The organism is Buchnera aphidicola (Periphyllus lyropictus), assembly GCF_024029895.1.
In the GTDB taxonomy this organism is placed as follows: Bacteria; Pseudomonadota; Gammaproteobacteria; order Enterobacterales; family Enterobacteriaceae; genus Buchnera_J; species Buchnera_J aphidicola_BA.
The window spans coordinates 263,349-277,725 of record NZ_CP097457.1; the positions used below are offsets into that span (position 1 = coordinate 263,349).

Consider the following 14,377-nt stretch of genomic DNA (forward strand, 5'->3'; position numbering starts at 1 on the left):
TATTAATATTAATTATATATTTTTCAAATTAAATTAATTCGCTTAAATCTTTACAAAGATTATTTATTCCTTCTTTAGTAATACATGAAATTAAATAATATTTTTTTATTTTTTTTGTATTTTTTATAATTTTTATAATTTTTTTAGAAATATTTTTTTTATCTAAAAGATCTATTTTATTAAAAATAATCCATCTTTTTTTTTTATATAGTGATTTTTTATACATTTTTAATTCATGTTTAATTATTAACATATCTTTAATTATTTGTTTATAATTTAATACAGATAAATCAATTATATGTAAAAGTATTTTACATTTTTCTAAATGTTTTAAAAATTTTATTCCTAAACCTACACCTTTTGATGCTCCTTTTATAATTCCAGGAATATCAGCAATTACAATTCTCTTTTTAGATTTAGTAAAAAAAACACCTAAATTTGGAATTAAAGTAGTAAAAAAATAATTTCCTATTTTAGGTTTTGCTGAAGAAATACTTTTCATAAAAGTAGATTTCCCAACATTTGGTAAACCTAAAATTCCTACATCAGCTAAAAGTGATAATTCTAATTTTATTTCTTTAATTTCTCCTTTTTTTCCTAATGATCTTTTTTTTGGAGTTCTATTTGTAGGGGATTTAAATCTATTATTTCCTAATCCATGCCATCCACCTTGATTAATTAAAATAGATTGTTTATCTTGAGTAAATTCTTTAATAATTTTATTATTTTTTAAGTCAATTATTTTAGTACCTACAGGAACATAAAGTATTTTATCTCTTCCTTTTTTTCCTGATTTATTTTGATTTTTTCCATTTTCTCCATTTTCTGCCGAAATAATTTTTTTAAATGTGTATTCAATTAATGTATTTATGTTTTTATTTGATTGGAACCATATATTACCTCCGTTTCCTCCATCTCCTCCATCAGGACCACCTTTTGGAGCATTTTTTTCTCTTCTAAAACTAACAATTCCATTTCCTCCATTTCCTGCTTTTAATGTAATTATTGCTTCATCTATAAATTTCATAAAATCTACTTTAAATAGTAAAAGAATTAATTTTTTCTATTTTTTAAAATAAAAAATTTAAATAATTTAAATTTAAATTTAAATTATTTAAATAAATTTTTTATATTTTTATAATATTAATTGTTTTTTTTTGTTTAGGTCCTTTTCTAGTAAATTCTACAATTCCATCTATTATTGAATAAATAGTATGATCTCTTCCACTTTTAGTATTTTTTCCGGAATGAAATTTTGTTCCTCTTTGTTTAACAATAATAGATCCAGAACGAACAAATTCTCCTCCAAATTTTTTTATTCCGAGTCTTTTTGAATGTGAATCTCTTCCGTTTCTAGTAGATCCTCCCGCTTTTTTATGTGCCATTTTTTATTTCCTTATTGTGTTTTATATTTATAATTTTTACACTAGTATAATTTTGTCTATGTCCTTGTTTTTTTTTATAATGTTTTCTTCTATTAAATTTTATAATTTGAATTTTTTTTTCTCTTCCATGACTAAAAATTTTAGCTTGAACAATAGTATTTTTTAAAATAGGATTACCTAAAAAAGTTTTATTATTTTTTTTTAATAATAAAACTTTATTAAAATTTATTAAACTTCCTGATTTAGAGTTAATTTTTTCTAATCTTAATGTTTGTCCTATTTTAACCTTGTATTGTTTTCCTCCATTTATAAATACAGCATACATAATAACTCCAATATTTAAATTTTTATTTATTAGAAATTAAATAATATATTTTTTAAAAATTATTTTTAAAAAAATAATGAGTTTTTTATTTAATTAATTTAACTTTATTTATTTTGTTCCATTCTTTATTCGAATAAGATTTTATTGAAATAGCATGTATTTTTTTATTAGTAATATATTTTAATAGATGAGAATATATAATTTTTTGTTTTTCTAACATATTCATATTTGAAAATATTTTTCCTACAGCTATTATTTTATAATAATTATTTTTTTTTTTAATTTTTATATATGACAAGTTTAATTTATTAAATAATATTTTTTTTATTTTTTTTTTCATTATGATTAGTTTTTTAAATTTTTAAATAGAAATATTTAAATATAATTAAAAAATTTTTATTTAAAAATAAATAATAAATTATTAGTATTTAAATAAAAAATTAATTTTATTAATATATCATGTATTATAAAAATCTTAATTTTTTATTTTTATTTTTTTAAATTCATTTATAATATTTAAATAAAATCTTTATTTTAAAAAATTATTTTAAAAATAAAATTATTTTCTTTAAAATTTTATATTTATAAATATTAAGGTGCTTATATGGAAAACAATATTCCAATGACTATAAACGGTCAAAATAAATTACGTGAGGAATTAAATAAATTAAAAAATGTAATAAGACCAAAAATAATTTCTGATATTGCTAAAGCAAGAGCTCATGGAGATTTAAAAGAAAATGCTGAATATCATTCAGCTAAAGAAGAACAAAGTTTTTGTGAAGGAAGAATTCAGGAAATTATATATAAATTATCTCACGCTAATGTTATAGATGTAAAAAAAATGAGTTTTCATAAGAAAATATTTTTTGGTGCTACTGTAAATATTTTAAATATTGATTCAAAAGATATTTATGTTTATAAAATTGTTGGAGATGATGAAGCAAATTTTAAAAAACAATTGATTTCTATTAATTCACCTATGGCTCAAGGATTAATTGGAAAAAAAAAAAATGAATTAACAACAATAAAAACTCCATCTGGTCATATAAAATATAAGATATTAAAAGTTAAATATATATAATTAAAAAAATATATTTTTAAAATATAATTAAAAAATTTTCTATTTATTTAAATTTTTTTAATAAAAAATAATTAAATATAAAATATTTATTTATTATTGTTATAATTAATTTTAAAAAAAATATTTTTTTTTGTTTTTTTAATTTTTTAAGAAAATTATTTTTTTTACTTTTTTAAAAAGAAATGTATGATTAAAAAAAAAAAATCTAGCTCTAAACGTTGGTTAAAAAATTATTTTAAAGATTTTTATGTTAAGAAAACACATAAAAAAAAATTACGATCTAGAGCATGGTTTAAAATAGATCAAATTGATAAAAAATTTAAAATTTTTAAATATTCTAATTTAGTTTTAGATATTGGATGTTCTCCTGGAAGTTGGTCAGAATATGCTTCAAAAAAAGTTCATAAAAAAGGTAAAATTTTTTCTTGTGATATCCGTTTTATGAATAAAATTCCAAAAGTAACTTTTATACAAGGAGATATAAGAAAAAATAAAACTTATTCATTATTAATAAGTTTATTAAAAAATAAAAAAGTAGATTTAATAATGTCTGATTTATCTCCTAAAACTACAGGACATTCTTTTATTGATGTGTATAGATCTATATGTTTAAGCAAAATAGCTTTTAATTTATCTAAAAAACTTTTATATAGAAATGGATTTTTTTTAACAAAAGTATTTCAAGGAGAAGGTTTTAATTTATATTTAAAATTAATTAAAAAATTTTTTAATAGTGTCGTAGTATATAAGCCAAATGCTTCTAGGGTAAATTCTCGTGAAATTTTTATTTTAGCAAAAAATATAAAAATTTATGAGTAATATTGAATTTAAATGTATTTTTTAATTTAAATGAGGGTAAATCTTTTGAGTAAAATGGTTAAAAACCTAATTATTTGGTCGATTATTTTTATTGCATTGACTTCTTTTTTTCAAAATATTACTTTTAATTATAATAAAAATCATTATCAAGTTAACTATTCAACTTTTTTATCTGATGTAAATAAAAATAAAATTAGTCAAGTTATTATAAATGAAAATGAAATTTATGTTATTAAAAAAGACAATAGCAAATATTTTACTTTTTTACCTATTAATGATCCAAAATTATTAACAACTCTTATGAACAAACATGTTCAAATATCAGGAAAAAAACCGGAAGAAGTTAGTCTTTTATTTTCTATTTTTATTTCTTGGTTTCCAACGATTTTATTAGCATTAATGTGGATTATTTTTATTAAAAAAATGCAATTAGGATCAGGAAAAGGAGCAATGTCTTTTGGAAAAAGTAAAGCGAGAATATTTAAAAAAAATGAAATTAAAACAACATTTATAGATGTGGCAGGATGTGATGAAGCAAAAGATGAAGTAAAAGAATTAGTAGAATATTTAAAAGAACCAAAAAGATTTAAAAAATTAGGAGGAAAAATACCAAAAGGAATTTTAATGATAGGTCCTCCAGGAACAGGAAAAACTTTATTAGCTAAAGCTATTGCAGGAGAAGCTAAAGTTCCATTTTTTAGTATATCAGGATCGGATTTTGTAGAAATGTTTGTTGGAGTTGGTGCATCAAGAGTAAGAGATATGTTTGAAAATTCAAGAGCATTATCTCCGTGTATTATTTTTATTGATGAAATCGATGCTGTTGGAAGAAAAAGAGGAACTGGTTTAGGAGGAGGTCATGATGAAAGAGAACAAACATTAAATCAAATTTTAGTAGAAATGGATGGTTTTGATAAAAATGAAGGAGTTATTTTAATAGCTGCAACTAATCGTCCTGATGTGTTAGATCCAGCTTTATTACGTCCTGGTAGATTTGATCGTCAAGTTTTTGTATCATTACCAGATATTCAAGGAAGGGCTCAAATATTGAGTGTTCATGTTAAAAAAATTTTAATATCAAAAGATTTTGATCCTATGATTATTGCACGTGGAACACCTGGATTTTCTGGAGCTGATTTATCAAATTTAGTAAATGAAGCAGCTTTATTTGCCGCACGTAATAATAATACTTTTGTTTCTATGTTAGATTTTGAAAAAGCAAAAGATAAAATTATGATGGGTTCAGAAAGAAAATCTATGATAATTTCTAAAAAACAAAAAGAATCTACAGCATATCATGAAGCTGGTCATGTTATTGTTGGAAGATTAGTACCTAATCATGATCCAGTACATAAAGTAACAATTATACCTAGAGGTCAAGCATTAGGAGTAACTTTTTTTCTTCCTGAAGAAGATTGTTTAAGTATCACTAAAGAAAAATTAGATAGTCAGATTTCAGTTTTATATGGAGGAAGATTAGCAGAAGAAATAATTTATGGAAAAGAAAATATTTCTACAGGAGCTTCAAATGATATAAAAATAGCAACTAATTTAGCTAGAAATATGGTTACAAAATGGGGTTTTTCAAAAAAATTAGGACCGTTATTATATATAGAAGAAGAAGAGGAAATTTTTTTAGGAAAATCAGTTTCTAGAACTCCAAATTTTTCTAATAATACTTCTAAAATCATTGATAAAGAAATTAAATCTATTATTGATAATAATTATATTAGAGCAAAAAATATTTTAGAAAAAAATATAGATATATTACATTCAATGAAAGATGCTTTAGTAAAATATGAAACTATTAATTGTAAACAAATTGAGATTTTAATGAAAAGAAAAAAATTAACTAATAAAGATTTTGAAAAAAATAAATAAATTTATTTTTTTTAAAATATAATTTTATATAAAAAAAATATTAAAAAATTTATAAAAAAATTTTTAAATATATTTTAAATCTAATTTTTATATGAAAAATTTATTAAATTTTTATTTTTAATTAAAAAAATATATTTTTTTTAGAAAATTTATTTTTGTAATTTAATAGTTTTAAAATTTTTTGTTTAAATAAGTATTATTTTTAATATAAAAATTTATTAATATAATATTATAAAATTAGGGATTTTAAAGTGAGAATTTTTTTTTTGTTGATATATTTATTTGTTTCTTTTTTATTAATTTTTTTAATTTTATTAAAAAAAAGTCAAGGTTCAGCTAATATAGGAATGAATAATACTCATAAAAATGCATTTAATATTTCTACTTCAAATGAATTTTTAACAAATTTGACGATATTTTGTGCGTTTTTATTTTTAATGTTAAATATATTACAATGTTATATTAATAATTACGTATAAATATTAAATTATTTTTTTTAAATATTTTTTATTTAATGTAATAATTAAAAACCGAGATGGTGAAATTGGTATACACGCTACTTTGAGGTAGTAGTACTAAATAAAAATTTTAGTGTACGGGTTCAAGTCCCGTTCTCGGTATTTTTATAATTTTTTTTAAAATTTTTTATTTAATAAAAATTTTAGGTAGTATTAAATTAAATTATATAATTTATTTTTTATAAAAACCCCGTTTGTTCGGGGTTTTTTATTAAAAGAACTAAATATTTTTTTTATTTCTTTTTTTTCTTTTTTTATTTTTGATTATTTTTTTTAAACATTTTTAAAAAATATTTTTTTTATATTTTTAAGATTCTAAAATTTTAAGGTGAAAAATATGAGAAAAAACATTCTTTCAGTAATAGAATCTGTTTCTAATGAAAAATCTATTCCAAAAGAAATTATTTTTCAAGCTTTAGAGAAAGCGTTATCTACTGCTACTAAAAAAAAGTTTAAAAAAGATATTAACATAAGAGTTATTATTAATAAAAAAGATGGAAGTTTTAAAACTTATAGAAGATGGTTAGTAGTAAAAAATGTTTTAAAACCTACTAAAGAAATTACTTTAGATGCAGCCCAATATGAAAATAAAAATATATTATTAAACGATTATATGGAAGAAGAAATTAAATCTATTAAATTTGATCGGATAACTACACAAATTGCTAAACAAGTAATTATACACAAAGTAAGAGAAGCAGAACGATTAATAATTATTAATCAATTTAAAAAAAAAATAAATCAAATTATTCCAGGAATAGTAAAAAAAATTAATAGGGATTTTATTATTTTAGATTTAGGAGATAATGCAGAAGGTTTATTATCAAAAGAAGAAATGCTTCCAAGAGAAAATTTTAGGTTAGGTGATCGAGTAAGGAGCATATTATATTTTATTGAATCAGAAAAAAAAAGTATTCAATTACTTTTAAGTAGATCTAGACCTGAAATGTTGACAGAATTATTAAAAATTGAAGTTCCAGAAATAGGTGAAGGAATAATTGAAATTAAAGAGATTGCAAGAGATCCTGGTTCTAGATCAAAAATTGCAGTTAAAACAAATGATAAAAGAATTGATCCTGTAGGAGCTTGTGTAGGGATGAGAGGTGCAAGAGTTCAAGCTGTTTCAAACGAATTATTTGGAGAAAGAATTGATATTGTTTTATGGAATAAAAATCTTTCTCAATTTGTTATAAATGCTATGGCTCCAGCTGAAGCTATTTCTATTGTAATTGATAAATATAATAAATTTATAGATATTTCTGTAGATTTAAAAAATTTAGCTCAAGCAATTGGTAGAAACGGACAGAATGTTAGATTAGCATCTATTTTAAGTAAATGGGAATTAAATGTAATGACTGTTGAAGATTTAGAGAAAAAAAGAAAAAATAAAAAAAAAATAGCTTATGAATTATTTAAAAAACAATTAAATGTTCATGAAACTATTTTAGCTAATTTGTTAAAAAATAATATTTTTACTATTCCTGAGTTATTATCTTTTTCTAAAAATAAGCTTTTAAAAATATTTAATTTTGATAAAAATTTATTAAAAAATTCTTTAAGAAAATTTAAAAAATTATTACTTTATATGAAATTAAATAAAAAAGAATTTAAACAAGATTTAATTTTAAAAAATAAATTATTAAATTTAAAAGGTATGAATTCTTTTATATTTTCTCAATTATTTAAAAAAAATATCTTTAATTTAAAGGAATTAGCAAATCAGAGTATTGATGATTTAAAAGATATTAAAAAATTAAGTTCAAAACAAGCTGGAAAATTAATTATGGCTGCGAGAAATATTTGCTGGTTTAATAAATAATTTTTTAGAAAAATAAATATAATATGTTTGGAATTAAAAAAAAATGTATGTAAAATATAAATATTATCATGAAAAATAATTAAATTTTTTTAATTATTTTTCAATTTAATTTATAAAATTATATTTATTATAAAAATATTTTTTATTTTTTATTTATAAAAAAAATAAAATATTAAATATAATTTTTATATTTTAAATTTTAAAAAATTTAATTAATAAATAAGAGAAAAAATGATAAAAAATGATTTTAAAAAAAATAATAAAAATACTCATATTAAAAATAAAAATTCAAAAGAATTGTTAAATAAAAAAAATAAAATTTTTAATAAATCTTTTAATTTAAATGAAAATATAAAAAAAAATAAAAAAAATATTAATAATTCTTCTGTTTTAAAAAAAAATTTTCCAAATAATTCAAGAAAATTTAATTTTGGTAATAAAAATAAAAAAATTATTCAGGATAATTTTAAAAATATAAAAAAAAAGAAAAAAATTTTTAATAAAATTTATACAAAAAATAATGTTTCATCTATTAAAAAAAAAAATAATATTTTTAGAAATAATTTAAATAGAAATAATAAAAATTTTCTTAATTTTAAGTTTAAAAAAAAATCTAATTCAGATACTTCTTATTTAAAAAAAAACAAAAATAAAAATTTTAATAAAAGAATTAATTTTATACAGCAAGTTTTTAAAAAACCAAAAAATTCTTTTAAAAAAAAAATTGAGATATTTGATAAAATTACAGTATTTGAATTATCTAAAAAAATGGGAATTAAAAAATCTATATTAATAAAAAAAATTATTGAGTTTGGAATTGTTCTTTCTAAAAAAAATGTTTTAGAAATAGATTTAGCTCAATTAATTGCTGAAGAAATGGGTTTTATTGTAAAATTAATTTATAAAAATAAGTTAAAAAAATCAATTTTAAATAATCCCAAACGTAAATATAAAAAAAATTTTATAAGACCTCCTATTGTAACTATAATGGGTCATGTGGATCATGGAAAAACTTCTTTATTAGATTGTATTCGAAAAACTTCTGTTGTAAATAAAGAAAAAGGAGGGATTACTCAGAGTATAGGAGCATATCATGTTTCTTTTAATGGAAAAAAAATTACTTTTCTTGATACTCCAGGACATTCCGCTTTTAGTTCTATGAGAAAAAGAGGAGCGGAAATTACTGATATAGTAGTTTTAATTATTGCTGCAGATGATGGAGTTATGCCTCAAACAATAGAAGCAATTAAACATGCACAAAATTCTAAAGTTCCAATTATTGTTGCAATTAATAAAATTGATAAAACTAATATAAATATAGAAAAAATAAAAAATGTGTTAATGAAATATAATATTCTTTCTGAAAAATTAGGAGGGGAAAACATATTTGTAAATATTTCAGTAAAATTAAATAAAGGAATTGATAATTTATTAAAAAATATATTATTACAATCTGAAGTTTTAGAATTATCTGTTTCTTTAAAAACTCCTGCTAAAGGGATTATTATAGAATCTTTTTTAGATAAAGGAAAAGGTCCTGTATCAAATATTATTTTAAAAAAAGGAGAACTAAAAATAGGAGATGTAATTTTATGTGGTACTGAATATGGAAAAATAAAATCTATTAAAAATGAATATAATAAAAATCTTTTAAAAGTAGGACCATCAATACCTGTTGAAATTTTAGGATTTTCAGGTTTACCTATTTCTGGAGATATTTTAACTGTAATAGATAGTGAAAAAAGAGCTCGATCAATTTCAATTTATAGAAAAGAAAAACAAAAAAATAAAGTTTTTTCTAAACAAAAAAAAGTTAGTTTAGATAATTTGTTTGAAAATATTAATAAAAAAAATATTTCTGAATTAAATATTATTTTAAAAACAAATTCTAAAGGTTCTTTAGAAGCAATTTTTTCTTCTATTAGAAAGTTATCTAATAAAGAAGTAAAGGTAAATATAATTAGAGCAAATGTTGGAAGAATAAATGAAACAGATGCGTATTTAGCAAATACTTCAAATGCAATTATTATTGGATTTAATGTTCGAGCTGATCTTTCAGCTAAAAAAATAATTAAAAAAGAAAATTTAGATTTAAGATATTATTCTGTTATATATAATTTAATTAATGAAATTAAATCTTCTATTTGTGGTCTTTCATCTCCAAAATTAAAACAAAAAATAATTGGTTTAGTAGAAGTAAGAAGTATATTTAAATCTCCTAAATTTGGATTAATTGCAGGATGTATGGTTACTGAAGGAATTATAAAACGTAATTATCCTATTCGAATTTTAAGAGATCATATTGTAATTTATGAAGGTGAATTAGAATCTATTAGACGTTTTAAAGAAGATGTAAAAGAAGTAAGAAAAGGTATAGAATGTGGAATTGGAATAAAGAATTATAATGATATTCATGTCAATGATATAATAGAAGTTTTTAAAGTAATAAAAATTTAATAAAAAAAATAAAAAATTTTTATTAATATAATAATTTTGGATAAATACAGTGTATAAAAATTTTTATAAATCAGATAGAATTTCGAAAGAAATAAAAAAAAAAATTTCGTATATTATTCAACAAAATATTAATGATCCAAGGATAAATAAGTTTTCTACAGTTTTAGATGTTGTGATCTCTAAAGATTGTTCTTATGCTAAAATTTTTATTAGTTTTTATAATGAAAACGAAAATTTAATTAAAAATTCTTTAAAAATTTTAAATAATGCATCTAGTTACATTCGATTTTTATTAGGTAAAAAACTTAATTTAAGAATAATTCCGAAATTAATTTTTTTAAGAGATTGTTCTTTTTTAGAAGGTGAAAAAATATCAAATTTATTAAAAAAAAATAAAATAATTTCATAGATTTTTAAATTAATTTTATATTAGGATAAAAATTAATGTTTTCTAACAAAATAAGAAATATTCATGGGATTTTTTTGTTAGATAAACCTACTGGAATTTCTTCAAACAAAGCATTGCAAATAATAAAAAAAATTTTATTATCAGTAAAAGCTGGTCATACTGGATCTTTAGATCCATTAGCTACTGGACTTCTTCCTATTTGTATTGGAGAAGCTACAAAATTTTCAAGATATTTACTTCAATCGTCTAAGAAATATAGAGTTATTGCTAAATTAGGAATACAAACTTCTACTTTAGATTCTTGTGGAAAAATTATAAAAATTTCAAAAGTTTGTTTTAACGAATTAGAATATGAATTAGCTTTAAAGAGTTTTTTAGGAAAAATTGTTCAAAAACCACCTTTTTATTCTGCTATTAAATATAAAGGAGTTCCGTTATATAAATATGCTAGAAAAGGAATTTTTATACCTGTAAAAAGTAGATTTGTTAAAATATATTCATTAAAAAGTTTATATAAAAAAGATAATATTATTGAATTAGACATTACTTGTTCTTCTGGAACATATATTCGTTCTATTATTAGTGATTTAGGAAAATTATTAAAATGCGGAGCTCATGTAATTTTTTTAAGACGCTCTAAAGTTTCTTTTTATTCTATTTCTTCATCTATAACAATAGATCAGTTAAAATTTTTAAAAAAAAAATATTTTAAAAAATCTATAGATTGTTTTTTAAAAAAATTTTCTAAATTTCTTATTCCCATTCATTCCTTAGTTTCTTATTTTCCAAAATTTTATGTGTCGAAAGAAGAGTTTAATTTTATAAAAAATGGACAATCTGTAAAGATATTTACTAAATTAAGTCCTGGAATAATTAGAATAATTAATAATAAAGAGATTTTTTTAGGTTTAGGATTATTAAATAAAAAAAATGTTTTATCTCCTTATAGATTATTAAATTATACTTTATAAAATATTTATAAATAATTTATTAAAATAAATTATTTTAGTAAAAATAATAGATAAAAATTAATTAATAGGTAATAAAATGAATTTAAATAGTATTAACACTAAAGATATAATTTTAAATCATGGAAAAAATGGTCTTGATAGTGGGAATTCTTTAGTTCAAATAGCTTTATTAACTAAAAAAATAAATTATTTACAAAATCATTTTTTTAAAAATAAAAAAGATTATTCTAGTCGTAGAGGATTATTAAAAATGGTTTCTAAACGTAGAAAATTATTAGATTTTTTAAAGAGAAAATCAATTAAAAAATATAATTTTATTATTGAAAATTTAAAAATTCGTAGATAAATTTAAAAATAATTAAAATATTACATTTTTTAAAATATTTTTTAAAAAATAAATTAAAAAGGGCATTTATAGCCCTTTTTTTTGGTAAATTTATTTATTTTTTAATTTATATAAATTATATAGAAATTAAAAATAAAATTTTTTAATTCATAATTTTTAAGGATATTATTTTGCTTAATCCGCTTATATTTAAATTAAAATATGGAAAACATACAGTTACTTTAGAAACTGGTTTGATTGCTAGACAAGCAACTTCATCTATAATGGCTAGTATAGAAGATACTTCTGTACTTATAACTATTGTAGGTCAAAAAGAAAAACAAGAAGAAAAAAATTTTTTACCTTTAACAGTAAATTATCAAGAAAGAACTTATGCTGCTGGTAAAATACCAGGAGGATTTTTTAGACGAGAAGGTCGACCTAGTGAAAATGAAATATTAATAGGAAGATTAATAGATAGACCAATTAGACCTATTTTTCCAAAAAATTTTTTTAATGAAGTTCAAGTAATTGCTACAGTAGTTTCTTTAAATCCAAAAATTAATCCAGATATAGTTTCTATTATTGGAGTTTCTGCTGCTTTATATATTTCAGGAATACCTATAAAAAATATGATTGGAGCTGCAAGAATTGGATATATTGATAATAAATATATTTTAAATCCTAATACTGATCAAATGAAATTTAGTAAATTAGATTTAATTGTTTCAGGAACTGATAAAAATATTTTAATGATAGAATCAGAATCTCAACAATTAAATGAAAAAATAATTTTTAATGCTATTTTATATGGATTTAAAAAACAAAAAAAATTAATTAAAAATATGAAAAATTTATTATTTTCTATTAGAAAAAAAAAATGGAATCACTCTATTGTTTCTTTTTGTTCTGATTTATATAAAAAAATCTTTATTACTTCTAAAAATATTTTAAAAAAATTATATTCTATTTCTGATAAAAAAAAACGTATAAAAAAAATAAAATTATATAAAGAATCTATTATTAATAATTTTTTATATGAAAATAAAGATATAAATGTTTTTTCGATAAATAATATTTTTTCTAAAATTGAAAAAAAAATTGTTAGAAAAAATATTTTAAAGAAAAAAAAACGAATTGATGGTAGAGGTATAGATGTAGTTAGAAATTTAGATATGAGAACTGGTATTTTGAAAAGAGTTCATGGTTCATCTTTATTTACAAGAGGAGAAACTCAATCCTTAGTTTCAGTAACATTAGGAACATCTAGAGATGCTCAAAATTTAGATGAATTATTAGGTGATAAAATAGACAATTTTTTATTTCATTATAATTTTCCTCCTTATTCTGTAGGAGAGATAGGAATTATTAATTCTCCTAAAAGAAGAGAAGTAGGTCATGGAAGATTAGCAAAAAAAAGTATTTTAGCTGTTATGCCTTCTTTGGACGTTTTTCCTTATACTGTTCGTATTGTTTCTGAAATTACAGAATCAAATGGATCTTCTTCTATGGCATCAGTATGTGGAGCATCTTTAGCTTTAATGGATGCAGGAGTTCCAATTCAATCTCCTATTGCAGGTATAGCTATGGGATTAATTAAAAAAAAAAATAATTTTGTTATTCTTACAGATATTATTGGAGAAGAAGATTATTTTGGAGATATGGATTTAAAAGTCGCGGGAAGTAAACATGGAATTACTTCTTTACAAATGGATATAAAAATTGAAGGAATAACTCATGAAATTATTAAACTTTCTTTAAAAAAAGCTAAAAAAGCTATTATTCATATATTAAATAAAATGTCTAAAACAATTCATGTTCCAAACAAAGAGATTTCTAAATTTGCCCCTCGAGTACATATTATTCAAATTAATCCAGAAAAAATAAAAGATGTAATAGGAAAAGGTGGATCTGTTATTAGAATGTTAACAGAAGAAACTGGAACAACTATAGAAATCGAGGATAATGGAATTGTTAAAATTTCAGCAATTATGGAAGATAAAGCTAAAAATGCTATTCTTAGAATTAAAGAAATTACAGCTGAAATTGAAATTGGAAAAATTTATATTGGAAAAGTTACAAGAATAGTGGATTTTGGAGCTTTTGTTTCAATAGGTACAGGAAAAGAAGGTTTAGTTCATATTTCTCAAATTTCTAAAAAACGTATTGATAAAGTATCTGATTTTCTTAAATTAAATCAGGTAATAAAAGTGAAAGTTTTAGATATAGATAGACAAAAAAGATTAAGATTAAGTATGAAAGAAATTTCTTAAAAAATTATATAAAAATAAATAATTTATAAAATTTATTAAAAAATAGAATTTTATAATTCTATTTTTTATGATAATATATCGTATTCTTTATTTAGTTTATTTAAATTTCAT

At 19.8% G+C, this 14,377-nt stretch carries 14 protein-coding genes and 1 tRNA gene; 11 read left to right on the forward strand and 4 right to left on the reverse strand.

All coding sequences use genetic code 11. The features are described from left to right. Nucleotides 1-28 precede the first annotated feature (28 nt). The 4 genes from cgtA to M5J13_RS01410 all read right to left on the reverse strand — a co-directional run bounded on the left by cgtA (nucleotide 29) and on the right by M5J13_RS01410 (nucleotide 2,050). On the reverse strand, nucleotides 29-1,027 hold the full coding sequence (gene cgtA / locus M5J13_RS01395) for an Obg family GTPase CgtA (protein WP_252837102.1): 999 nt from the start codon (nucleotides 1,025-1,027) through the stop codon (nucleotides 29-31). 100 nt (nucleotides 1,028-1,127) lie between these two features. Then, a complete protein-coding gene (gene rpmA / locus M5J13_RS01400) occupies nucleotides 1,128-1,385 on the reverse strand; it encodes a 50S ribosomal protein L27 (protein ID WP_252837103.1) in 258 nt (85 codons plus the stop codon). Beyond that, nucleotides 1,375-1,710: a 50S ribosomal protein L21 gene (gene rplU, locus M5J13_RS01405; protein ID WP_252837105.1), complete on the reverse strand. Its 336-nt coding sequence runs from the start codon at nucleotides 1,708-1,710 to the stop codon at nucleotides 1,375-1,377. The genes rpmA and rplU overlap by 11 nt, the downstream gene beginning before the upstream one ends. Before the next feature lie 85 nt (nucleotides 1,711-1,795). Then, nucleotides 1,796-2,050 (reverse strand): BolA/IbaG family iron-sulfur metabolism protein, encoded by a 255-nt coding sequence (locus M5J13_RS01410; protein WP_252837106.1) that lies wholly within the window; start codon nucleotides 2,048-2,050, stop codon nucleotides 1,796-1,798. Nucleotides 2,051-2,314: 264 nt separating this feature from the next. Here M5J13_RS01410 and greA point away from each other — a divergent pair, with 264 nt between their 5' ends. From greA to pnp, 11 genes are all read left to right on the forward strand, one after another. Further along, nucleotides 2,315-2,794 (forward strand): transcription elongation factor GreA, encoded by a 480-nt coding sequence (gene greA / locus M5J13_RS01415; protein ID WP_252837108.1) that lies wholly within the window; start codon nucleotides 2,315-2,317, stop codon nucleotides 2,792-2,794. A 186-nt stretch (nucleotides 2,795-2,980) separates the two neighbouring features. After that, nucleotides 2,981-3,613 carry an RlmE family RNA methyltransferase gene (locus M5J13_RS01420; RefSeq protein ID WP_252837109.1) on the forward strand — a complete coding sequence of 211 codons (633 nt, stop codon included), beginning with the start codon at nucleotides 2,981-2,983 and terminating at the stop codon, nucleotides 3,611-3,613. Nucleotides 3,614-3,667: 54 nt separating this feature from the next. After that, complete coding sequence (gene ftsH, locus M5J13_RS01425; RefSeq protein ID WP_252837110.1) at nucleotides 3,668-5,494, forward strand: ATP-dependent zinc metalloprotease FtsH; 1,827 nt, start codon at nucleotides 3,668-3,670, stop codon at nucleotides 5,492-5,494. Nucleotides 5,495-5,760: 266 nt separating this feature from the next. Beyond that, entirely contained in the window at nucleotides 5,761-5,973 is a 213-nt protein-coding gene (gene secG, locus M5J13_RS01430; RefSeq protein WP_252837112.1) for a preprotein translocase subunit SecG, read from the forward strand. A gap of 50 nt (nucleotides 5,974-6,023) precedes the next feature. Next, nucleotides 6,024-6,114, forward strand: a tRNA-Leu gene (locus M5J13_RS01435). A gap of 235 nt (nucleotides 6,115-6,349) precedes the next feature. Further along, entirely contained in the window at nucleotides 6,350-7,831 is a 1,482-nt protein-coding gene (nusA, locus tag M5J13_RS01440) for a transcription termination factor NusA (protein ID WP_252837114.1), read from the forward strand. A 231-nt stretch (nucleotides 7,832-8,062) separates the two neighbouring features. Next, the gene (gene infB / locus M5J13_RS01445) at nucleotides 8,063-10,288 is read left to right on the forward strand and encodes a translation initiation factor IF-2 (RefSeq protein ID WP_252837115.1); all 2,226 of its coding nucleotides are present in this window, start codon (nucleotides 8,063-8,065) and stop codon (nucleotides 10,286-10,288) included. A 49-nt stretch (nucleotides 10,289-10,337) separates the two neighbouring features. Then, nucleotides 10,338-10,697 (forward strand): 30S ribosome-binding factor RbfA, encoded by a 360-nt coding sequence (gene rbfA, locus M5J13_RS01450; protein WP_252837116.1) that lies wholly within the window; start codon nucleotides 10,338-10,340, stop codon nucleotides 10,695-10,697. A 35-nt stretch (nucleotides 10,698-10,732) separates the two neighbouring features. Next, the gene (truB, locus tag M5J13_RS01455; protein WP_252837117.1) at nucleotides 10,733-11,668 is read left to right on the forward strand and encodes a tRNA pseudouridine(55) synthase TruB; all 936 of its coding nucleotides are present in this window, start codon (nucleotides 10,733-10,735) and stop codon (nucleotides 11,666-11,668) included. 76 nt (nucleotides 11,669-11,744) lie between these two features. Beyond that, on the forward strand, nucleotides 11,745-12,014 hold the full coding sequence (gene rpsO, locus M5J13_RS01460; RefSeq protein WP_252837121.1) for a 30S ribosomal protein S15: 270 nt from the start codon (nucleotides 11,745-11,747) through the stop codon (nucleotides 12,012-12,014). A gap of 170 nt (nucleotides 12,015-12,184) precedes the next feature. Then, entirely contained in the window at nucleotides 12,185-14,266 is a 2,082-nt protein-coding gene (gene pnp / locus M5J13_RS01465; RefSeq protein ID WP_252837122.1) for a polyribonucleotide nucleotidyltransferase, read from the forward strand. The last annotated feature ends 111 nt before the right edge of the window (nucleotides 14,267-14,377 follow it).